The following is a 22,158-nucleotide window of genomic DNA, read 5'->3' as shown; positions in this document are numbered from 1 at the left end:
CCCTGCATTTAATGCTGGCACCCCCAGCACTTGCCGCTTCACTCACAGGAGTTGCCGGATGCCCCGGATCGTTGTTGACGTCATGCCCAAACCCGAAATCCTCGACCCGCAGGGCAAGGCCATTGCGGGGGCCCTGCCCCGGCTCGGCCTCACCGGCTTCGCCGGTGTCCGCCAGGGCAAGCGGTTCGAACTCACAGTCGATGGCGAGGTCACCCCCGAGGTGCTCGAGCAGGCCCGCAACGCGGCCGCCACCCTGCTCTCCAACCCGGTGATCGAAGATGTGACCCGCGTGGAGGTCATCCCGGAGGACGCCGAGTGAGCGTCGAAACCCCCCTGATCGGCGATTTCCAGCCGTTCCCCACCCCTTCGAACGAGGGCGCCCTGGCCGGCGTGCGCGTCGGCGTGGTCACCTTCCCCGGCACCCTCGACGACCGGGACGCGATGCGGGCGGTGCGCCTCGCCGGCGGCACCGCCATCCCACTGTGGCACGGCGACTCCGACCTGCGCGGCGTCGATGCAGTGATCATTCCCGGCGGTTTCTCCTACGGTGACTACCTGCGGGCCGGCGCCATCTCGCGCTTCGCGCCCCTGATGGAGCAGATCACCGCGGCGGCCGGCGGCGGAGCGGGCGCGCTTCCGGTCCTCGGCATCTGCAACGGCTTCCAGATCCTCACCGAAGCCCACCTCCTGCCGGGCTCCATGATCAAGAACAACTCCCTCCACTTCCTGTGCCGGGACCAGCGGCTGCGCGTCGAAAACGCCGACACCCCCTGGACCGCCGACTACACGGCCGGCGAGGAGATCGTGGTGCCGCTGAAGAACCAGGACGGACAGTTCGTCGCCGACGAGCGCACCCTCGATGAGCTCGAAGGCGAGGGCCGCGTGGTGTTCCGCTATGTCGGAGGCAACCCGAACGGCTCCCGCCGCGACATCGCCGGGATCTCCAACGCCGCGGGCAACGTCGTCGGCCTCATGCCGCACCCCGAACACGCCGTCGAGCCCGGCTTCGGCCCCGACTCCTCCGCCCGCGGCGAGGTGGAGCTGCGCGGCGGCACCGACGGCCTCGGCATCTTCACCTCGGTACTCAAGAAACTGGTTGGCTAAGTGACTGCAGAGACAATGTCCAAGAAGTTCAATATCGACACCGTCGCCAACGCCGAGGCCACCCCAGGGCAGGACCTGCCCTGGGCGGAGCTCGGCCTCAAGAAGAACGAGTACGACCGCGTCGTCGAGATCCTCGGCCGCCGCCCCACCGGCGCCGAACTGGCGATGTATTCGGTGATGTGGAGCGAGCACTGCTCCTACAAGTCCTCGAAGGTGCACCTGCGCCAGTTCGGCGAGAAGGTCACCGACGCCATGAAGGAACACCTCCTGGTGGGCATCGGGGAGAACGCCGGCGTCGTCGACATCGGTGACGGCTGGGCCGTGACCTTCAAGGTCGAATCCCACAACCACCCCTCGTTCGTGGAGCCCTACCAGGGCGCGGCAACCGGCGTCGGCGGCATCGTCCGCGACATCATCTCCATGGGCGCCCGGCCCGTCGCCGTGATGGACCCGCTGCGCTTCGGCGCCATCGACCACCCCGACACCGCGCGCCTGGTGCACGGCATCGTTGCGGGCATCGGCGGCTACGGCAACTCCCTGGGCCTGCCCAACATCGGCGGCGAGGTCGTCTTCGACCCCTCCTACCAGGGCAACCCGCTCGTCAACGCCCTCGCCGTCGGCGTGCTGCGGCACGAGGACATCCGCCTGGCGAACGCCTCGGGCGTGGGCAACCGGGTGGTGCTCTTCGGTGCCCGCACCGGCGGCGACGGCATCGGCGGCGCCTCCGTGCTCGCCTCGGAGTCCTTCGACGACGCCAAGCCCTCCAAGCGCCCCGCCGTGCAGGTGGGCGACCCGTTCGCCGAGAAGGTGCTCATCGAGTGCTGCCTCGAACTCTTCAAGGCCTCGGTGGTCGAGGGCATCCAGGACCTTGGGGCGGCCGGGATCTCCTGCGCCACCTCCGAGCTTGCCTCCAACGGCGACGGCGGCATGCACGTCGAACTCACGAAGGTCCTCCTGCGCGACCCGACCCTCACCCCCGGTGAGATCCTCATGTCGGAGTCCCAGGAGCGCATGATGGCCGTCGTCACCCCGCAGAACGCGGCGGCGTTCGAAGCGATTATGGACAAGTGGAACGTCGAGTACTCCTGGCTGGGCGAGGTCACCGACACCGGGCGGCTCGTCATCGAGTGGGACGGCGAGACGATCGTCGACGTCGACCCCCGCACCGTGGCCCACGACGGGCCCGTCTACGAGCGGCCCTACCACCGGCCCGAGTGGCTCGACGGCGTCCAGGCGGACTCCTTCGAGGGCTCTTCACCGGACCTCCGCGCCGCGGTGCTCGAGCTGATGTCCTCGCCGAATATGTGCTCCAAGGACTGGGTCACCAACCAGTTCGACCGCTACGTCCAGGGCAACACCGCCCTGGCGATGCCCGACGACGCCGGCGTGATCCGCGTCGATGAGGAGACCGGCCTCGGCGTCGCCATTTCGACCGACGCGAACGGCCGCTACTCGTACCTGAACCCGTACGAGGGTGCCCGCCTCGCCCTGGCGGAGGCGTACCGCAACGTCGCCACCTCCGGTGCGAAGCCGCTGGCCGTCACGGACTGCCTCAACTTCGGCTCCCCGGAGGACCCCGAGGTGATGTGGCAGTTCGCCGAGTCGGTGCGCGGACTCGCCGACGCCTGCCAGGAACTCGGCGTGCCCGTCACCGGCGGCAACGTTTCGCTCTACAACCAGACCGGTGGCGTGGCGATCCACCCCACGCCCGTGGTGGGCGTGCTGGGCGTGTTCGACGACGTCACCCGGCGCACCCCGTCCGGCTGGCGCGAGGACGGGCAGGCCATCTACCTGCTCGGCACTACCCGGAACGAACTCGACGGGTCGGAGTGGGCCAACCTGCGCGGCCACCTCGGCGGCACTCCCCCGGTGGTCGACCTCGCGGCGGAGAAGACCCTCGCCGCGGTGCTCGTGAATTCCTCGCGCGACGGCATGATCGACGCCGCCCACGACCTCTCTGAAGGCGGCCTCGCCGCCGCCCTGTCCGAGGCGGCACTCCGGTTCGGCGTGGGGGCGCGCATCGGCATCGACGAGCTCTGCGAGCGCGACGGCATCGACGCGTTCACCGCGCTGTTCAGCGAGAGCCAGGGCCGTGCGATCGTCAGCGTTCCCCGCTCCGAGGAGGTGCGCTTCAACGACATGTGCACCGCCCGGAACTACCCGACGATCCGGATCGGCGTCGTCGATACCGAGAACGGGGCGCTCGACGTGCAGGGCCACTTCACCCTGCCGCTGGCCGAGCTGAAGGAAGCGCACGAGGGAACCCTGCCGAAGTACTTCGGCTGAGGACAGGACTTCCTCAAGGACAGGAAAGGGCCGGGACCCCGGGCGAAACGCCGGGGGTTCCGGCCCTTTCCTGGTTAACCTTCGCGGGCAAGACGCCGGGCCGCCCGAACGTACCGGGCGGTGACATACCGCTGCACTTGACGCAGCGCCGGGGCCCCGAGCCGGTAGAGGGCCGAGGCCGGGACGCTGTACGCGCTCACCCGGAAGATCAGCTTCCCCTCCGGGCTGAGCTCGGCGTAGAAGCCCTCCTCGCCGCGCACCGGGTGGCCCTTCCGCGTGCCGTAGCCGAATCCCGCGCGCTGGCCCGGCACGGGCCGGCCGGAGGCGTCGCGGAGCACCTCCCGTGACCACAGCACGGTGCTGGGGGCGGGCAGCCGCAACGGGCCAAGGCCAAGGGCGGTGCTCACCTCAACGCCGGGGACGGCCCGGGCCGCGCCGGTGTCCACCCGCAGGCCGGCGTACCGGTGCAGCTGCCAGGTGAGGATGCCTTCGGCCAGGGCCTCGAAGGCCGCTCCCGGGTCCTCGGCCTCCACCGGGTGCGCCGTGACCGTGACCCGGTAGCCCTCGGGCCAGCCGCCGGTCAACGGCTCGGGGAACGGGCGGTCGGTGCGCCCCTGCTCCGGGTAGGTCAACCCTTCCATCAGCCGATCTCCCGCCGTCCTCCGGCCCCGCCGGAGGAGGCCGCTGCTTCGAGCCTAGCCGCTTCTCAACGCTTCCCCGCCGGCACCCCCCGGAGCCCGGAAAAAGTGGCAGGATGGTGCCACACACCTGCGCGGGAGGAAACCATGGGCGAGGCAAAACGCCAGGCAACGAAGGCGGCCGGCGCCGCCGAAGACGTTGCCGACTCAAAAGGCTTCCAACTGGCCGCGCGGGCCGGCTACATCGCGGCCGGGCTGCTCCACCTCCTGATCGGCATCATCGCCCTGCGCATCGCCACCGGCGGGTCGGGCAATGCGGACCAGAGCGGGGCGCTCCAACAGCTGGCCGCCGGGCCGGGCGGAAGGATCCTCCTGTGGGCGTGCTTCCTCGGCTGTATCGCCCTCGCGCTCTTTCAGCTCAGCGAGGTCTTCTTCGGGGCAAAACGCGTCAGCGGCAATGAGCGGACCAAGGAGCGGCTGAAGTCCGGAGGAACGGCCGTCGTGTATGCGGCACTCGCGGTAGCCTTCGGACGGTACGCGCTCGGAGGGTCGAGTGACAGCGGCCAGTCGGCCCAGTCGACCACGGCGTCCCTGATGTCGCACCCGGCCGGGGCGGCCCTGCTGATCGCGGTCGGAATCGGCCTGCTCGCCGCCGGCGGCTACTTCGCCTACAGCGGCGTGACCAAGAGGTTCGCGAAGAACCTCTCACGGCTTCCCTCGGGCGAGGCGGGATCCGCCGTACGAACCCTCGGCACCGTGGGCTACATTGCCAAGGGGGTCGCCCTCGCCGTTCTCGGTTTCCTGCTCATCCTGGCGGCGGTGCGGAACAACCCGGAGGAGTCGACCGGGCTCGATGGGGCCCTGAAGACCCTTGCCGGGCAACCCTTCGGCATTTGGATCCTTGGCGCCGTCGCCGTCGGACTAATCTGCTACGGGCTGTTCCTGATGGTCCGCTCGCGCTACCAGCGCATGTAGGCAGCTCCCTCAGAGTCCAAGACGGGCGCTTTCGGTGACCGGGCAGGTGTCCATCACGACGTCGAGCCCGGCATCCCGGGCACGCTGCGCCGCGGCCTCATCGACGACGCCCTGCTGAAGCCACACGGCCTTGGCTCCGACCGCGATGGCCTGGTCGACGACGGCACCCACCCGCGTGGAGTTCACGAAGCAGTCGACGACGTCGATCGGGCCCGGGATCTCCCCGAGGGTTCGATAGCCCTTCCGGCCGTGCACGTTCTCGCCCTTGAGGCTCACCGGGACGATTTCCTTATCCAGCCGGTCGGCCAGGAACCGGGAAACCGACAGCGCCGTCCGCCGCGGATTGTTCGACAGGCCGACCACGGCCCACCGGCCCGGTTCGCCCAGGAGCCGCCGGATTACCGCCGGATCATTGGAGTGCTTCACTCTTGTCCTTCCCTTCAACCGGCTCCAGCCTATGCGAACCTCCCGGACGCCGGAGCCGTCAAGGGCGCCGACGCGTGTCCGTTTATTACGGGAAGGATTTGCCGCCTGCTCGGCAAGGGGCGTTTAGTGGTGCTTGACCATCCCGAGCGGCTGAGAGACCTGGATCGATGAAGCCGCAGCAACCCTGGTTGCCCGTATCCCCTGATACCGGGCAATAACGAGGAGCAGGCCGCGGGTGCCGGGCGCTGAACAGCGTCGGCGAAGGCTTGTTCCGTAGGGTGCTACTGCCAGGAACGATGGAGAGTTCTATGACTGCTGTTCTGGCTTCCGCCCATTCCACCGATCCGCGCCGCCGGCCGCCCCTGAAGGTGACCTTCAGCAACCTCGGCCGCAGCTTCGGGACCCCCGGCGACCGACGGGTGGTGCTGCGGGACGTCACCGTGGACATCCGGCCCGGCGAGGTCCTGGCCATCCTTGGCACCAGCGGCTGCGGCAAATCGACGCTGCTGCGCGCCGCGGCCGGCCTCGACACCCCCGACGCCGGAAGCGTGCTGATCGACGGCACGGAGGTCCGCGGCATCGACGAGCGCTGCGCCGTTGCCTTCCAGGAGCCGCGCCTGCTGCCCTGGCACACCCTGCAGGCCAATGTCGCCATCGGGCTGCCGAAATCCTCGAGTGCGAGCGCCGGCAAGGCCAAGGTCGCCGAACTGCTCCACCTCGTGGGCCTTGACCGTTTCGCCAAGCACCGCCCCCGGGAGGTGTCCGGGGGGATGGCCCAGCGTGCCTCCCTCGCCCGGGCGCTGGCCCGCACGCCCGGCGTCCTGCTGCTCGATGAACCCTTCGGTGCGCTCGACGCGCTGACCCGGCTCAAGATGCAGGACCTGCTCCTGGAAATCCACGCGGCACAGCCCACCACTGTGCTGCTGGTGACCCACGACGTCGACGAGGCCCTCCAGCTCGCCGACCGGATCCTGGTGCTCGGCAGCAGCGGCGACGGGCCCGGCTCAACGGTGAAGGACCTGATCCGGGTCCCTGGCTCCCGTCCGCGGGACCGCAGCTCCCGCGACCTGGCCGAACTGCGCCGCACCCTCCTCGCCCTGCTCGGCGTCACCGGACACTGAGGAACGGGGCACCGGGGAACCGGCCAGCGACGGGGCGGACCCCCGCCATCTGAGGCCCGGACCGCCCCGCAGCCCCACCTCGCCCGCACCCTCCACGCTCCACCATCTCCTCCTGCAGCCATGCCCGCTGCCGCATTTTCCCGCACTCCCGGCCCACCCAGTAAAGGAACCCCATGAACCGTCTTGCCCTTCTCCGCACCGCCTCCGTCGCCGCAGCCTTGTCCCTTGGGTTGAGCGGCTGCATGGCCGGGGAGAACACCGCCTCCGGCGGCACAGCAGCCGAGGCCGCCACCACAGGCGGCACCCTGAACATCGACTTCGCGACCTACAACCCGCTGAGCCTGGTCATCAAGGAACAGGGATGGCTTGAGGAGGACCTCGCCGACCAGGACATCACGGTGAACTGGGTCCAGTCGGCCGGCTCGAACAAGGCCAACGAGGCCCTGCGGGCCGGTGCGATCGACGTTGGGTCGACGGCCGGATCGGCGGCGCTGCTCGCGCGCTCGAACGGTTCTCCGATCAAGACGATCGAAATCTACTCGCAGCCGGAGTGGGCGGCCCTCGTCACCTCCGCCGGATCGGACATCACCGCGGTGGAGGACCTGCGCGGCAGGTCGGTCGCGGCGACCAAGGGCACCGACCCCTACTTCTTCCTGCTGCAGGCCCTTGAATCGGCCGGAGTCGACCCCGACGAGGTGACTGTGCAGAACCTGCAGCACGCCGACGGCCGGGCCGCCCTCGCCAGCGGGGCCGTCGACGCCTGGTCCGGTCTCGACCCCATCATGGCCGCCGCCGAGCAGGACGGCGCCGAGCTGTTCTACCGGAACATCGACTTCAACAGCTACGGGTTCCTCAATGCCACCGAGAGCTTCCTTGAGGAAAAGCCCGACGTCGCCCAGGCCGTGGTGAACGCGTATGAGAAGGCGCGTGACTGGGCCGCCGAGAACCCCGGGGATACCGCGGCGATCCTCGCCGAGGTCGCCGGGATCGATCCGGCCGTCGCGGACTCGGTGATCCTTGAGCGCACCAACCTCGACGTCGACCCGGTCCCCGGGGACGCCCAGCGGGAGGTCCTGGAGAAGATCGGCCCGGTCTTCGTCGAGTCGGGGGACGTCAGCACCCAGGAGCAGGTCGATACGGCCCTCGAGACCCTGTTCGATGACTCGCTCGTGACGAAGGCCGACCCGGCCGCCGTCGGAGCCTCCTGATGACCGGCCCGGTCAACGGCATGCCGCCGGCGCGGCCCCCGGCCCCGGAGGCCGTGCCGGTCCCGGCTGCAGCGGGGAAGGCTTCAGGCACCCGGGGAGGCTCCCGCCCGGAAGCCTCCCCCGGGGCGGCGGTCCGCCTGCGCGGGCTGCTGCTCGGGCTGGTCGTTCCGGCCCTCCTGCTCGGCGCGTGGCAGCTCAACTCGGTCACCGGGGTGTTCAGCGCCGTCCAGCTGCCTCCACCGGGCGCCGTCGTGCGTGCCGCCGCCGAACTGCTGGAGCGCGGGGAACTCTCGGTGCACATCGCCATCAGCACCCAGCGCGTACTGATCGGCTTTGGCCTGGGAGCGGCACTGGGCCTTGCTGCCGGGGCGGTGCTCGGGCTGTCACGGTTCGCCGATTCCCTCCTGGGGCCCACAATCGGCGCGGTGCGGGCCGTCCCGTCCCTGGCCTGGGTTCCACTGCTGATCCTGTGGATCGGCATCAACGAGGACTCGAAGGTCACGCTGATCCTCATCGGGGCGTTCTTCCCGGTCTTCACCACGGTGTCCCTCGCGCTGCGCCACGTCGACCGGAACCTGGTGGAGGCCGGGCGGGCCTTCGGGCTCACCGGGTTCCGGCTCCTCACCACCGTGCAGCTGCCCGCCATCATCCCTGCGGTGTTCTCGGGGCTGCGCCTGGCCCTTGCCCAATCCTGGCTCTTCCTCGTCGCCGCCGAGCTCATCGCCGCCTCGATGGGGCTCGGCTGGCTGCTCAGTGACTCCCAGAACAACGGCAGGGTCGACCGGATCTTCCTGGCGATCATCCTGCTCGCGGTCCTAGGCAAGACGACCGACGCCCTGCTCGGCCTCGGCCAGCGCTGGGCGGTGCGGCGGTGGGCCTGAGCTGCGGGCCGGGCCGGCCCCGCCGGGCCGGGGACCTACCGGTCCAACCGCTCGATCCGCGGCCACGTCCACGCTTCGAGGTCCGGGGTCGGGATGTGGACGTGCTTCATGTCGTCGGGCTTGGGCGTGCTGGGGATGTGGGCCACCGGCGAATCGCCGTCCGCCGCAGCGGCGGCGGCATCGACGAGCCCGAACCGGTCACGGACCCGGCCGAAGAAGTCCGGCTCCTGGAGCCGGAGCATCCGGACGTCCGTCGGGCGGGCATAGACGGAGACCCAGTCCCCCGGGTCAAGGACTCCGACGATCCGGCCGTCGACGGACATGGACACCTGACCGCTGCGCTCGAGCACCCGCACCGAGACGAGTTCGTCGGCGGCCACGATCAGGCTCCGGTCGAAGACCATGTGCGCGGCGACCGGGGTGAACAGGAGCACCTGGGCGCGGGGGGACACCACCGGGCCGCCCGCCGCGAACGAATAAGCGGTGGAACCGGTGGGCGTGGCGATGATGAGCGCGTCGGCCGAGTAGGAGACGAAATGGCGGGATCCGACATAGACCGCCACGCTTGCCTGCCGGTCGCGGGTGAGCTTCTCGAACACCACGTCATTGAGCGCCGTGACGTCCATCCCGATGCCCCAGCCCGTCTCCTGGGCGGCGTCGGCACGGACCTCGGGCGGCTCCGTCGTCGGGCCCTTCTCGTAATGGAGCAGCGCGCCGAGTTCCTTGGGGATCCGCAGCGGCCGGCTCGAGCGCATCGTGAGGGTCAGGCGCCGCTCCTCCAGCGCCTCATTCGCGATGACGGCATTGAGCGCCTCGATCAGGTGCTCGGGCTCGACCTCGGTGAGGAAGCCCACCCGTCCCAAATTGACGCCCAGGATCGGGGAACCGGAGGCATGGGCCACCGCCACGCCGCGCAGGAACGTGCCGTCGCCGCCGATCGTGACAACGAGGTCGAAGGTGCCGGGCGGGGAATGTTCGATCCGCAGGTGTCCGTGCTCATCCGCGGACCAGACGTCCACCTCGGCCACAGCGATGCCGTGCTCACCGGCCCAACGCTCAAGGCCTCTCGCAGCCTCGACGGCCCGCGGCTTGCCCCCGTGCACCACGAGTCCCAGCCTGCGTAATTCCACCTCCGGCTCCTTTGCATCGTCCGCGTGAGCAAACCTTACCCGCATTGCCCCGACCCGCAGTGACACATTTCTTGGCGCCTGCGCCGGACCCTGCCACACTCGGGAAGAACCATCCCGAGCGGCCGAGAGATCTGGCTCCAGAACGCCGCAGCAACCCTGGCCAGCGCCTCCGGCGCTGACAGTAGGGTGCTACCGCCAGAACCGATGGAGGAATCATGAGCAGCACAGTTTTTACGAAGCCCCCGACGTCCGCCTCCCCGGCGCCGACCGGAGGCGGGCCCGGTGTCCGGGAAACCCCCTCGACCGGGACGGCAGGACTCTGATGGCGGAGCGGACGTTCGGGTTCCGGACCCGGGCGCTCCACGCCGGGGGAACCCCCGATGCCGCACACGGCGCCCGCGCCGTGCCCATCTACCAGACGACGTCGTTCGTCTTTCGGGACACCAACGACGCCGCCAGCCTGTTCGCCCTGCAGAAGTACGGCAATATCTACTCCCGCATCGGCAACCCGACGGTTGCGGCGTTCGAGGAGCGCATCGCCTCACTCGAGGGAGGCATCGGAGCCGTGGCGACGGCGTCGGGCATGAGCGCCGAGTTCATCACCTTCGCCGCGCTGTGCCAGGCGGGGGACCACATCGTTGCCGCATCCCAGCTGTACGGCGGGACCGTGACACAGCTCGACGTCACGCTGCGGCGCTTCGGCATCGAAACCACCTTCGTTCCCGGCACGGATCCCGCCGACTACGCCGCCGCCATCCGGCCGAACACCAAGGCCGTCTACGCGGAGGTCATCGCCAACCCTTCGGGCGAGATCGCCGACCTTCAGGGCCTGGCGGAGGTCGCCCACGGCTCAGGGGTACCCCTGGTCATCGACTCGACCCTCAGCACGCCCTACCTCATCCGGCCGATCGAACACGGCGCGGACATCGTGATCCACTCCGCCACGAAGTTCATCGGCGGCCATGGGACGACCCTCGGCGGCGTCGTCGTCGAGAGCGGGAAATTCGACTGGGGCAACGGCAATTTCCCCGGCATGACCGAACCCGTCCCCTCCTACGGGAACATCCAGTGGTGGGCGAACTTCGGTGAATACGGGTTCCTGACCAAGCTCCGCACCGAGCAGCTGCGCGACATCGGGCCGTCGCTGTCGCCGCAGTCGGCCTTCCAGCTCCTGCAGGGGGTGGAGACCCTCGCCCAGCGGCTTGACGAGCACCTGTCGAACGCGTTGGCCGTCGCGGAATGGCTGAAGGCCGACCCGCGCGTCGCCTATGTCAATTACGCGGGGCTTCCCGGCCACCCGCACCACGGGAGGGCTGCGAAGTACCTGCCGCTGGGGCCGGGATCGGTCTTCAGCTTCGGGATCCGCGGTGGGCGCAAGGCCGGGCAGCGCTTCATCGAAGCGCTGCAGCTCGCATCGCACCTGGCGAATGTTGGGGACTCGCGCACGCTCGTCATCCACCCCGGGTCGACGACCCACCAGCAGCTCTCACCCGAACAGCTCGCCGCGGCGGGCATCCCGGAGGACCTGGTCCGCATCTCGGTGGGCCTTGAGGACCTTGAAGACATCCTGTGGGACCTCGACCAGGCGCTGACCGAGGCCGTCGAGCGCGACGGCTCGTCCTTCCTGCCGCAGGCACCGGAGGAGGGCGGCGCCGGCGAGCCAGCCGACGGGCAGGACCCGACCCGCGCCGTGGGGGTCGGGGCATGAGCGCCGCACCGCGGACGTGGGAGGGACCCTCCGCGCCTGAGCGGCTGGGCCTGCTGCGCAGGGCGAAGTCGGTGGCGATCGTCGGCGCCTCGGACAAGCCGTCGCGGGCCTCCTACTTCGTCGCGACCTACCTCCAGTCCTCGTCGCCCTACCGGCTGTACTTCGTGAACCCGGTGGCCACGCAGATCCTCGGCCAGCCCGCGTATGCCTCGCTTGCGGACCTCCCGGAGGTCCCCGATGTGGTCGACGTCTTCCGTAAGCACGACGACCTCCCCTCGGTGCTGCAGGAGACCCTCGAGGTCGGGGCGCAGGCCCTGTGGCTGCAGCTGGGTTCCTGGCACGAGGAGGTGGCCCGCACCGCCGAGCAGGCAGGGCTCTCGGTCGTCATGGACCGCTGCCTCAAGATTGAGCACGCCCGCTTCCACGGCGGACTGAACCTCGCCGGGTTCAATACCGGCGTGATCTCCTCGAAGCGGCAGCTCACCTCCTGACGGCGCGCTGGAAGGACGGTGCCTCCGGCGGTGTCCCCGCTGGGAGCTCCGGCTTCACCCCTCCGCCGGTCCCAGGCGCCGGGTCACCGGCGTGCGCGGGGCCGCCTGCTTCACCAACCGGCGGCTGCCCCGGGCCGGAAGTCTCCTTCTCCGGGTCCGACATAGCACTGTCCGGTGTTCCCTGACCGGTGCCGGGCTGCGGCTCCGGGCCGGACTCCCTCGGTGCGGTCCTCCGATCGGCATCCGTGCCGACCTGCGGGTCGACCGGGTCGAGGGGGTCCGCCGGCTCAGGCTTCGAAGGGCCGTTCCGTCCCATTTCGAGGCCAGTTCCCGGTTCAACGGGCCTGGGCTCGACGGGTCCGGGCTGAACGGGTCTGGGCCCGGCAGGCTTGGGACCGCCAGGCTTCGGCCCGGCATCCCGCCCGGTGCCCTGCCCCGGCGCGGCTGGCCGCTGTTTCGCCGGCTCGGCTTTCGCCGGTTTCGGTCCAGCCTTCCGGCCGCCCTCCGGCCCTGCCCCGGGCACGACCGAAGGCCGGCCGGGCGAATTGTCCCGGGGGGTGCCGCCTGAAGCGGCGCCGGGTCCGGGACCGGAGCCGCCGGGTGGGGTGCGCACCGGCTCATCCTCCACTGCCGGGACTTCGGCGGTGGCTTCCGGACGCCCTCCGGTGTCCGGGCCGGAACCCGATCCGACGCCGCCTGCCGACGCCGGCCCTGCCTCGGCTGCGGTCCTTCCGGAGTCCGGCAGGGTGGCCGCGGTGTCCCCTGGTGCGGCGGACCCGGCGGTACCCTGCGCCGGGTACGCTTCGACCGGCACTGGCGGGGCCGACGGGCCGGGCAGGTCGGTCGGCCCCGGGAGCCCTGCGGCGCCGGCTGCTGCCGGCACCGGGTCCGGCATGCTTCCGCCCGGCTGGCCCATGATCGAGGTCACCGCGCTGCCGAGGCGATCGGTGAAGACGCCCGGCCCGGCGGCAACGCCGGACATACCCAGCCCCATGGAGACCACCAGGGTGCCGCCGATGATGGGGCCCCGGAGTCGGCGTCCTGTCCCCAGTCCCGGGGAATCCGGTGGGGCCAGGAACGGCAACAGCTCCGCTGAGGATACGGGAGGGAACCGGTCTCCCAGACTGCGCACGGTGTCCAGTACCTCAAGGAGTTCGACGGTGGCGGGCAGGCCCGCTTCATCCAGGAGTTCCTGCAGGGCCTCGTCATCGGCCGGTGTCCTGCCAGCCATCATGACGCCTCTTTCTGGTTCGGTTCAACAAGTTCCTTCAGGCGGAGCAGACCCCGCCGCTGTAGCTGCTTGATGGAGCCTGTCGACCTGCCCATTACCTTCGCCGTCTGCTCGAGCGAAAGCCCGGCAACGACGCGCAGCAGCAGGACCTCCCGGTGCTCGTCCTTGAGGGACCCCAGCAGCTCTTCGGTGTCCCCTTCGCCGAACCGGTTCAGCGCGATGGACTCGGCCGATTCGCTCGCGCGGAGGTCGCTCTCGGGTTCATACCCGGTCAGCAGGGGGCCGCGCGCCTTCTTCCGCAGTTCGTCGACGTACCTTGCGTGGGCGACGGAGAAGACGAAGGTGCGCAGCGCGCCTGGCCCGCCATGGAGTGTCGAAAGCTTCGTGAAGACCGTGAGGAAGACTTCCTGGGTCAGGCCCTCGGGATCCTCGGCGCCCCTGCCCGAGAAGTAGCCGAGCACCAACGGGCTGAGTTGGGAGTAGATCCATTCGAAGGCTGCCGGGTCACCCTCCTGAGCGCGTGCGAGCGCTTCTTCGGGCAGCATGCGGACCATGGATTTCCTTGCGAAGGTGGTTGGAGAAGTCAGCTTATCGGCTGCATGCCGCGCTGCGTGGCAGGCCCGGCGGGTGCGCCGGGCGGCGGTCCAAAAGAAAGGCCGCACCGAGGCCCTATGGGGGATAAGCCTCGGTGCGGCACTTACACAGGAGTAATCGTGCGCCGGTCCGGAAAAGTTACGCCGGCCGGACACTTTCTTAGATTTCCTCCGGTGCGTCCCTACTTCAGGGCATTCGAGGCGCGCCGCTTGTTGAAGACGTCGAAGCCCACGGCCAGCAGGAGCACCATTCCCTTGATGAACTGCTGGTAGTCGCTTCCCACGCCGAGCAGCGACATGCCGTTATTGAGCACACCCATGATCAGCCCACCGGTGATGGCACCGATCACCGTGCCGACTCCACCGGTGACCGCTGCGCCGCCGATGAAGGCCGCTGCGATCGCATCGAGCTCGAACAGGTTGCCGGCGCCGGGGCCCGCGGAGTTGAGGCGGCCGGTAAAGATGAGGCCCGCCAGTGCGGCGAGCACCCCCATGTTGACGAACAGGTAGAAGTCGATCTTCCTGGTGTTGACGCCGGAGAGCTGGGCCGCCTGGAGATTGCCGCCGCGGGCGTAGATGTGGCGGCCGAAGACGCTGTTCCCCATCACCGCGCTGTAGGTCACCACGAGGAGGCCAAGCACCACGAGGACGATCGGGGTTCCACTGCGGGAGCTGGCCAGCAGGTAGGTCAGGCCGAGGATGACCACCGTGCCGAAGACGAGCTTGGTGGCGAACCAGGCCATCGGTTCGTCGTCGAGCTTCAGCTTGGCCCGCGTGGACCTCCCACGCAGCTGGCTGGCGATGAGCAGCCCGACGGCGAGGAGCCCGAGGCCGACGGTGGTCCAGTCGAGGATGTTGGTGTCTGCGGGGAAGAGCCCGGGGAACAGGAACCCGCCGCCCAGCTGCCGGTACTCGACCGGGAACCCGGTGATCCGCCGGTTCTCCAGCGTGATCTGGGTGAGCCCGCGGAAGACGAGCATGCCCGCGAGGGTCACGATGAACGCCGGGATCCCCATGTAGGCGACCCAGAAGCCCTGCCACGCCCCGACGAGGCCGCCGATGGCAAGCGAGGCCGCGAAGGCGAGCCACCAGGGGAAGCTCCAGTCCTGGATCATGATGCCCGACATGGCGCCCACGAAGGCGGCGACCGACCCCACGGAGAGGTCGATATGGCCCGCCACGATGATCATCACCATGCCGATGGCGAGCAGCAGGATGTAGCTGTTCTGCACGATGATGTTCGAGACGTTGTCCGGCTGCAGCAGCTTGCCGGCCGTGAGCAGCTGGAACAGGGTGACGATCACCAGGAGCGCGACGAAGATGCCGATCTGCCGGAGCCTGCTGGCGAGGAACCGTCCCGCGTCGGTCAGTGTGGGCGCCGCAGGCTTCAGGGCGGCGTCGGTGAGGCTCGAAGCCATGGATTCAGTCCTTTTCCTTGGTCATGTGCTGCATGAGGAGCTCGGGTGTCGCCTCGCCGATGGGCACCTCGGCGGTGATTGAGCCCTCGGCGAGGGTATAGATGCGGTCGCAGATGCCGAGCAGTTCGGGTAGCTCCGAGGAGATGACGATCACCGCTTTCCCCTGGGCAGCGAGCGAGTTGATGATTGTGTAGATTTCGTATTTGGCACCGACGTCGATGCCGCGGGTCGGCTCATCAAGGATGAGCACGTCCGGGTCCGCGAACATCCACTTCGAGAGCACCACCTTCTGCTGGTTGCCTCCGGAGAGCTTCCCCGTCACCGAGGTGACCGACGGCGCCTTGATGTTCATCGAGGTCCGGTATCCCCCGGCGACGACGGCTTCCCGTCCGCTGTCCACCCAGCCGCGTCGGGCGAGCTTGCCCAGCGCCGCGCCGGAGATGTTGCGCTTGATGTCGTCGAGGAGGTTCAACCCGTAGCGCTTGCGGTCCTCGGTGGCGTAGGCGATGCCGTGGCGGATGGCATCGCTGACGGTGCGGACCGAGATCTCCCGGCCGTCCTTGTACAGCTTCCCCGAGATGTTCGAGCCGTAGCTGCGCCCGAAGATGCTCATCGCCAGTTCGGTCCGCCCGGCGCCCATGAGTCCGGCGATCCCGACGATCTCACCGGCACGGACACTGAGGTTGGCGTGGTCGACGATGACGCGGGTGTGCTCCTGCGGGTGGTGCACGGTCCAGTCCTCGACCCGGAGGATTTCGGCCCCGATCGAGGGCGTGCGCTCGGGGTAGCGGTTCTTCAGTTCGCGTCCGACCATGCCCTTGATGATCCGGTCCTCGGTGACGGAGCCGTCGTGGAGGCTGAGCGTCTCGATGGTCCTGCCGTCGCGCAGGATCGTCACCGAGTCGGCAATGGCGCGGATCTCATTGAGTTTGTGGCTGATGATGATCGAGGTGATGCCCTCGTCGCGCAGTCCCTTGACCAGCCCCAGCAGGTGCGCTGAGTCCTCGTCGTTGAGTGCGGCCGTCGGTTCGTCGAGGATGAGCAGCTTTACGTTCTTCGACAGCGCCTTGGCGATCTCCACGAGCTGCTGCTTGCCGACCCCGATGTCGCCGGCCCGCACGACGGGGTTGAGCGTCAGCCCGACGCGCCGGAGCAGCTTGGCCGCCTCGACGTTCGTCTCGTTCCAGTCGATGAAGCCGCGGCTTGAGCGCTCGTTGCCGAGGAAGATGTTCTCGGCGACGGAGAGGAAGGGCGAGAGCGCGAGTTCCTGGTGGATGATCACGACGCCGCTGCGTTCGCTGTCCTTGATGTCCTTGAAGGAGACGGCTTCGCCGTCGAAACGAATGTCGCCGTCGTAGGTGCCGTGCGGGTACACGCCGGAGAGCACCTTCATGAGGGTCGACTTGCCCGCGCCGTTCTCACCGCAGATCGCATGGACCTCACCCCGCGCCACGGCGAGGTTCACGTCGGAGAGGGCCTTGACCCCGGGGAAGGTCTTGCTGATCCGACGCATCTCAAGAATGTGCTCGGTCATGAAGCGTCCTTTGGCAGTAGGAGGTATCGATGTTCGCAACAGCAGGCCGGGCGGCGGTGCCGCCGCCCGGCCGTGCTTACTTCAGACTGTGCCTACTTCAGGTCGTCCTCGGTGTAGTAGCCGGTCTCGATGAGGCTCTTCTCGTAGTTGTCGGCGGTGACGATTTCCGACTCGAGCAGGTAGGAGGGGACGATCTTTTCTCCGTTGTCGTAGGTCTCCTCGTCGTTGACCTCCGGCTCCTCGCCCTTCATGAGCGAATCGACCATGGTGACGGCGCGCTTGCCCAGTTCACGGACGTCCTTGAAGATCGTGGAGTACTGCTCGCCCGCCATGATCGACTTCACGGAGCCGACCTCGGCGTCCTGGCCGGTGACGACGGGCAGGTCGTCCTTGGAGTACCCGCCGGAGGTCAGGGCGGAGATGATGCCGATCGAGAGGCCGTCATAGGGCGAGAGCACGCCGTCGAGGCGCTTGCCTTCGCCGACGGTCAGCAGGTCCTCCATGCGGTCCTGGGCGGTGTCGGGAAGCCAGCGCAGGATGGCGGCCTGCTCGAATTCGGTCTGGCCGCTGGGAACGGTCAGCACCCCGCTGTCGAGGTGGGGCTGCAGGACCTCCATGGCGCCGTCCCAGAAGAAGGTGGCGTTGTTGTCGTCGGGGCTGCCGGCGAAGAGTTCGACGTTGAACGGACCCTTTTCGCCGGTTTCCTTGCCGTTTTCGTCGAGCACGCCGAGGCCGGTCAGCAGGGAGGTCGCCTGCTGGACTCCGACCTCGAAGTTGTCGAACGTCGTGTAGTAGTCGACGGTGTCCGAGCCGTTGATCAGGCGGTCGTACGCAATGACGGGGATGTCCTGGGACTCCGCGGTGTCGAGGACGCTCGTGAGGGTGGTGCCGTCGATCGAGGCGATGACGAGGGCCTTCGCCCCGCCGTTGATCATGTTCTCGATCTGGGAGACCTGGGTGGGGATGTCGTCGTTGGCGTACTGGAGGTCCACCTCGTAGCCGAGTTCCTCCAGCTGGCTCTTGACGTTCTCGCCGTCGGCGATCCAGCGTTCGGACTGCTGCGTGGGCATCGCGACGCCGATCTTGGCGCCCTCGTTCGAGCCCTCGCCGCCCTCGCCTCCGGCATCCGTGCCGCGGCTGCCGCCGCAGGCGCTCAGGCTGAGTGCGAGCACACCGGCGGCGGCGATGCCCTTGAGGAAGTTTTTGTTCACTTGGTTCCCTTTCGTCGGCCCGGGCGCCTTCGCCCGGGTTGCTGCGTTGTTTACAGTTTTGAGGCGAGCCGGTAGTAGGCCGCGTTCCAGCGCAGTTCGCGCTGGAACTCCCGGAGGGTCGTCGAGGCGTCGATCCGCAGGAGTTCGGTCTCCGCCAGCACGGCGAAGTCCTCGAAGACCTCGAGGCCGATCGCCGTGCTGAGCACCGTATGGTGGGCGGCGCCGGCGCTGAGCCAGGCCGCCGCGGAGGTCGCGAGGTCGGGCGCGGGCTTCCACACCGCCCGGGCCACCGGAAGGTTCGGCAGCGGTGCGTCCGGAGGGACGACGTCGACGGCGTTCGCCGTGAGCCGGAAGCGGTCGCGCATGTCGGACAGGGCGACGAGGACGCCGGGCCCGGCGTCGGTGTCGAACACCAGGCGGACCGGGTCCTCGCGGCCGCCGATGCCCAGCGGGTGGACCTCGAGCGAGGGCCGCGCCGTCGTCAGGGTGGGGCAGATCTCGAGCATGTGCGCGCCGAGGATTTTCTCCTCCCCCGGGACGAGGTGGTACGTGTAGTCCTCCATCAGCGAGGCGCCGCCCGGCAGGCCCGCCCCCATCACCTTGGCCGCGCGGACCAGGATGGCGGTCTTCCAGTCACCCTCGGCGCCGAAACCGTAGCCGCGGGCCATGAGCCGTTGGACGGCGAGGCCGGGGAGCTGCCTCAGGCCGCCGAGGTCCTCGAAACTCGTCGTGAAGGCACCGAAGCCGCCGGCTTCAAGGAATGAGAGAAGCCCCAGTTCGAGGCGGGCACCGTAGCGCAGCGACTCGTGGCGCTCCTCGCCGCGCCGCAGCACGGGTGCGACGTCGTAGCTTTCCTCGTATTCGGCGACCAGGTCGTCGATGAGGGAATCCGGCTGGGCGTCGACCACCTCGACGAGGTCGTTCACGCCCCAGGTGTTGACCGAGACGCCGAAGCGCAGTTCGGCCTCGGTCTTGTCGCCCTCGGTGACGGCGACATTGCGCATGTTGTCCCCGAACCGGGCCACCTTCAGCCCGTGCACGGCGGCCCAGCCGGCGCAGGCGCGCTGCCAGCTCGCGATCGAGGCCGTGACGGCGGGGGTGGAGGCATGCCCCACGACGGTCTTGCGCGGCACGCCGAGGCGCGACTGGATGTACCCGAACTCGCGGTCGCCGTGGGCGGCCTGGTTGAGGTTCATGAAGTCGAAGTCGATCTCGCCCCAGGGCAGGGCGACGTTGATCTGGGTGTGAAGGTGCAGCAGGGGCCTGCGCAGGGCGTCGAGGCCGGCGATCCACATCTTGGCGGGGCTGAAGGTGTGCATCCAGGCGATGACGCCGATGGCGTTGTCGGCGGCGTTGACCTCCAGGGCCATCCGGCGGATGGAGTCGGCGTCCTTCAGGGTCGGCTTCCAGACGATGTTCACCGGAAGGCCCGAGTCGTTGAGGATCTTCAAGATCTCCTGGGACTGCGTCTCAACCTGGGCGAGGGTCTCCTCGCCGTACAGGTCCTGGCTGCCGGTGAGGAACCAGACCTCGTAGCTGTCGAGGGTGGTGCGGAGGGTAGGCATCAGTTGGCTCCTGCCGGGGTTGAGGGTGACGGGGCGGGCTGGCCATAGACGTTCTGGTAACGGTCGAAGAGGGAATCGACGTGCGCTTCGGCGATCACTGCCGGTTCCCCGAGCTGGCGGGAGAGGTGCACGGTGCGGGCGACGTCTTCGAGCATGACGGCGGCCTTGACGGCGTCGCGGGCGTCCCGGCCGATGGTGAAGGGGCCGTGGTTCTTCATCAGCACGGCCCGTGACCGGCGCCCGGCGAGGGTGTCGACGATGCCCCGGCCGATCGAATCGTCCCCGATGACGGCGAACGGTCCGACGGGCACCTCGCCGCCGAATTCATCGGCCATTGCGGTGAGGACGCAGGGGATCGCCTCGCCGCGGGCCGCCCAGGCGGTGGCGTAGGGAGAGTGGGTGTGGACCACCCCGCCAACCTCGGGCAGGTGCCGGTAGACGTAGGCGTGGGCGGCGGTGTCACTCGACGGTGAACCTTCACATCCCGCGGTGCCGGGAACCACCGTGCCGTCGAGCGCGCACAGGATCTGGTTTTCGGCGCACAGCTCGTCGTAGCCGACGCCGCTGGGCTTGATGACGAACAGGTCGGTGCCGGGCACCCGGCCCGAGACGTTGCCGCCGGTCCAGACGACGAGCCCGTAGCGCACCAGTTCCGCGTGCAGGCCGGCGACCTCCTGCCGTGTCCGTGCGATGGCCTCCTCGATGGCGGGGCTGAAGCCGGTCATGCCGACACCGCGCCGGTGGTGGAGGCGGCGGGGGCTGTGGAAGCCGCTGAGGGTGGAGGAACGGACCGGGCGGAGCGCCGGATCGCTTTGAGCCGGCGCATCACGTTGTTGCCGCCGCGGCCGAAGTAGTCGTGAAGCTCCCGGTATTCGGCGTAGAGCGCCGTATAGGCTTCGGCGCGGGCGGAGTCGGGGAGGTAGGCGGCGCGGTGCAGGCGGCCCATGGCGGCGGCGGCGGCGGCGATGTCGGCGTACTGCCCGGCCGCGACCGCGGCGTGGATGGCGGAGCCCAGCGCCGGTCCCTGGGCACTGCCGATCACCGAGATCGGCAGGTTGAGGACGTCGGCGTAGGTCTGCATCAGGAAGGAGTTCCGGATGAGGCCCCCGGCCGCAACGAATTCGGTGACCGGGACGCCCGAGTCGTTGAAGGCCTCGACAATCCGCCGGGTGCCGAAGGCCGTGGCTTCAAGCAGCGCCCGGTACACCTCGTGCGGCGCGGTGGCGAGGGTCAGCCCGACAACGAGTCCCGAGAGTTCGTGGTCGACGAGGACCGAGCGGTTGCCGGAGTGCCAGTCGAGGGCGATCAGTCCGGAGGCGCCGACGGGTTCGTGCCGGGCCTGTTCGGTGAGGTACTCGTGGACGCTCAGGCCAAGCCGCTCCGCCTCGGCCGTGATGCCGGCCGGGACCTGGTTGGCGACGAACCAGGCGAAGATGTCGCCCACCCCCGACTGTCCCGCCTCGTAGCCGTAGAGTCCCTCGACGATCCCGCCGTCCACCACGCCGCACATCCCGGGCACCTCCCGGAGCGTCGCGGCGTTCATCACGTGGCAGGTCGAGGTGCCCATGATGGCCACCATCTGGCCGGGCCCGGTGGCCCGCGCCGCAGGGGCCGTCACGTGCGCGTCCACGTTCCCGACGGCGACGGCGATACCCACCGGCAGCCCGGTCCAGGCCGCCGCCTGCTCGGAGAGCGTGCCCGCGGCGGAGGCGAGCGCACCGATGGGGTGCTCCACCTTGTCCTCGGCGAAGGAGGCGAACTCCGGGTTCAGCGCCTCAAGGAACTCCCGGGACGGGTAGGCGCCGTCCTGCAGGATGCCCTTGTACCCGGCGGTGCAGGCGTTGCGGACGTACCGGCCGGTCAGCTGCCAGACGATCCAGTCGGCCGCCTCGACCCAGTGGTCCATGCGTGCGTAGAGCTCGGGGTCCTCCTCGAGGAGCTGCAGCCCCTTGGCGAACTCCCATTCGCTGGAGATCAGTCCTCCGTAGCGGGGCAGCCAGGCCTCGCCGCGCTGGCGGGCGAGGTCGTTGATACGGTCGGCCTGGCCCTGCGCGGCGTGGTGCTTCCACAGCTTCACGTAGGCGTGCGGGCGGCCGGCGTAGCCGGGCAGCTCGTTGAGCGGGGTGCCGTCGGCGGTCGTGGGCACCATGGTGCAGGCGGTGAAGTCGGTGCCCACGCCCACGACGTCCTGCCCTGCGATGCCGGCGTCGCGCACCGCGGCGGGGACCGCCGTCCGCAGCACCTCGACGTAGTCCGCCGGGACCTGCAGGGCCCAGTCGGGGGGAAGCGCCTCGCCGGTGGCCGCCAGGACCGTGTCCATGACGGCGTGCGGGTATTCGGTGACCGCGGAGCCGATCTCGGCGCCGTCGCTGACACGGACGACGACGGCGCGGCCCGAGAGTGTGCCGAAGTCGATGCCGATCACGTACCGGTCACCGGTTCCGGTCACCGGAGCGCCCAACCCCGGATGCGGAGAGGCCGGAGTGGTGGGGGAAGCTTCGCTCACGAAAAAACCTCATTGTCTTTCGGGAATGCCTGTGGAGGGAAGGCTGCGTGGCCGTCCTTCAATGTGAACGGTCACATCCACCGTCCGTGCCACCCTACAGGCAGCTTCCGGAGCGGGCTGGAAGTCTTCGGT

19 protein-coding genes are annotated in these 22,158 nt (G+C 69.2%); 9 read left to right on the top strand and 10 right to left on the bottom strand.

The genetic code is table 11. The annotated features are described in order from the left end of the window. The first annotated feature begins 58 nt into the window (after positions 1-58). Genes purS through purL form a run of 3 tightly spaced genes read left to right on the top strand, consistent with a single transcriptional unit; the run spans position 59 to position 3,390 of the window. Positions 59-319: a phosphoribosylformylglycinamidine synthase subunit PurS gene (purS, locus tag ACX80W_RS07895; RefSeq protein WP_459282030.1), complete on the top strand. Its 261-nt coding sequence runs from the start codon at positions 59-61 to the stop codon at positions 317-319. Continuing rightward, positions 316-1,104, top strand: a complete 789-nt coding sequence (purQ, locus tag ACX80W_RS07890) for a phosphoribosylformylglycinamidine synthase subunit PurQ (protein ID WP_459282028.1) — start codon at positions 316-318, stop codon at positions 1,102-1,104. The genes purS and purQ overlap by 4 nt, the downstream gene beginning before the upstream one ends. A 15-nt stretch (positions 1,105-1,119) precedes the next feature. Beyond that, complete coding sequence (gene purL / locus ACX80W_RS07885) at positions 1,120-3,390, top strand: phosphoribosylformylglycinamidine synthase subunit PurL (protein WP_459282251.1); 2,271 nt, start codon at positions 1,120-1,122, stop codon at positions 3,388-3,390. Positions 3,391-3,464: 74 nt separating this feature from the next. Here the strand turns inward: purL and ACX80W_RS07880 are convergent, their stop codons facing one another. Then, on the bottom strand, positions 3,465-4,031 hold the full coding sequence (locus tag ACX80W_RS07880) for a DUF1990 domain-containing protein (protein ID WP_459282026.1): 567 nt from the start codon (positions 4,029-4,031) through the stop codon (positions 3,465-3,467). A 144-nt stretch (positions 4,032-4,175) separates the two neighbouring features. On the opposite strand from ACX80W_RS07880, the gene ACX80W_RS07875 reads away from it, so the two are divergent. After that, on the top strand, positions 4,176-5,003 hold the full coding sequence (locus tag ACX80W_RS07875; RefSeq protein ID WP_459282024.1) for a DUF1206 domain-containing protein: 828 nt from the start codon (positions 4,176-4,178) through the stop codon (positions 5,001-5,003). Positions 5,004-5,012: 9 nt separating this feature from the next. Here ACX80W_RS07875 and ACX80W_RS07870 read toward each other — a convergent pair whose 3' ends face one another. Continuing rightward, on the bottom strand, positions 5,013-5,429 hold the full coding sequence (locus tag ACX80W_RS07870; protein WP_459282016.1) for a CoA-binding protein: 417 nt from the start codon (positions 5,427-5,429) through the stop codon (positions 5,013-5,015). 308 nt (positions 5,430-5,737) lie between these two features. On the opposite strand from ACX80W_RS07870, the gene ACX80W_RS07865 reads away from it, so the two are divergent. The 3 genes from ACX80W_RS07865 to ACX80W_RS07855 all read left to right on the top strand — a co-directional run bounded on the left by ACX80W_RS07865 (position 5,738) and on the right by ACX80W_RS07855 (position 8,639). Beyond that, positions 5,738-6,550: an ABC transporter ATP-binding protein gene (locus ACX80W_RS07865; RefSeq protein WP_459282014.1), complete on the top strand. Its 813-nt coding sequence runs from the start codon at positions 5,738-5,740 to the stop codon at positions 6,548-6,550. Between the two features lie 173 nt (positions 6,551-6,723). Further along, positions 6,724-7,758 (top strand): aliphatic sulfonate ABC transporter substrate-binding protein, encoded by a 1,035-nt coding sequence (locus ACX80W_RS07860; protein WP_459282012.1) that lies wholly within the window; start codon positions 6,724-6,726, stop codon positions 7,756-7,758. Further along, positions 7,758-8,639 (top strand): ABC transporter permease, encoded by an 882-nt coding sequence (locus tag ACX80W_RS07855; protein ID WP_459282010.1) that lies wholly within the window; start codon positions 7,758-7,760, stop codon positions 8,637-8,639. Before ACX80W_RS07860 ends, ACX80W_RS07855 begins: the two co-directional genes overlap by 1 nt. 35 nt (positions 8,640-8,674) lie before the next feature. On the opposite strand, the gene ACX80W_RS07850 is transcribed toward ACX80W_RS07855, so the two are convergent. Next, a complete protein-coding gene (locus ACX80W_RS07850; protein ID WP_459282008.1) occupies positions 8,675-9,769 on the bottom strand; it encodes an NAD(+)/NADH kinase in 1,095 nt (364 codons plus the stop codon). 322 nt (positions 9,770-10,091) lie between these two features. Here ACX80W_RS07850 and ACX80W_RS07845 point away from each other — a divergent pair, with 322 nt between their 5' ends. Both ACX80W_RS07845 and ACX80W_RS07840 read left to right on the top strand, forming a co-directional pair. Then, positions 10,092-11,477, top strand: a complete 1,386-nt coding sequence (locus ACX80W_RS07845; RefSeq protein WP_459282007.1) for an O-acetylhomoserine aminocarboxypropyltransferase/cysteine synthase family protein — start codon at positions 10,092-10,094, stop codon at positions 11,475-11,477. After that, entirely contained in the window at positions 11,474-11,968 is a 495-nt protein-coding gene (locus ACX80W_RS07840; protein ID WP_459282005.1) for a CoA-binding protein, read from the top strand. The genes ACX80W_RS07845 and ACX80W_RS07840 overlap by 4 nt, the downstream gene beginning before the upstream one ends. Positions 11,969-13,198: 1,230 nt before the next feature. Here the strand turns inward: ACX80W_RS07840 and ACX80W_RS07835 are convergent. The 7 genes from ACX80W_RS07835 to araB all read right to left on the bottom strand — a co-directional run bounded on the left by ACX80W_RS07835 (position 13,199) and on the right by araB (position 21,969). Further along, a complete protein-coding gene (locus ACX80W_RS07835; RefSeq protein WP_459282003.1) occupies positions 13,199-13,753 on the bottom strand; it encodes an RNA polymerase sigma factor in 555 nt (184 codons plus the stop codon). Between the two features lie 221 nt (positions 13,754-13,974). Further along, positions 13,975-15,210, bottom strand: coding sequence for a multiple monosaccharide ABC transporter permease (mmsB, locus tag ACX80W_RS07830; protein WP_459282001.1), 1,236 nt, complete (start codon positions 15,208-15,210; stop codon positions 13,975-13,977). A 4-nt stretch (positions 15,211-15,214) separates the two neighbouring features. After that, on the bottom strand, positions 15,215-16,744 hold the full coding sequence (mmsA, locus tag ACX80W_RS07825) for a multiple monosaccharide ABC transporter ATP-binding protein (protein WP_459281999.1): 1,530 nt from the start codon (positions 16,742-16,744) through the stop codon (positions 15,215-15,217). Positions 16,745-16,836: 92 nt separating this feature from the next. After that, entirely contained in the window at positions 16,837-17,955 is a 1,119-nt protein-coding gene (chvE, locus tag ACX80W_RS07820) for a multiple monosaccharide ABC transporter substrate-binding protein (RefSeq protein WP_459281997.1), read from the bottom strand. 50 nt (positions 17,956-18,005) lie between these two features. Further along, on the bottom strand, positions 18,006-19,520 hold the full coding sequence (araA, locus tag ACX80W_RS07815; RefSeq protein ID WP_459281995.1) for an L-arabinose isomerase: 1,515 nt from the start codon (positions 19,518-19,520) through the stop codon (positions 18,006-18,008). Continuing rightward, complete coding sequence (locus tag ACX80W_RS07810; RefSeq protein ID WP_459281993.1) at positions 19,520-20,245, bottom strand: L-ribulose-5-phosphate 4-epimerase; 726 nt, start codon at positions 20,243-20,245, stop codon at positions 19,520-19,522. The genes araA and ACX80W_RS07810 overlap by 1 nt, the downstream gene beginning before the upstream one ends. Beyond that, the gene (gene araB / locus ACX80W_RS07805; protein WP_459282249.1) at positions 20,242-21,969 is read right to left on the bottom strand and encodes a ribulokinase; all 1,728 of its coding nucleotides are present in this window, start codon (positions 21,967-21,969) and stop codon (positions 20,242-20,244) included. The genes ACX80W_RS07810 and araB overlap by 4 nt, the downstream gene beginning before the upstream one ends. Between the last annotated feature and the right edge of the window lie 189 nt (positions 21,970-22,158).

It is taken from the genome of Arthrobacter melezitosi (genome assembly GCF_054511055.1).
Note: the sequence above shows the minus strand (reverse complement) of the source record. Positions and strands in the feature narration are given on the sequence as shown.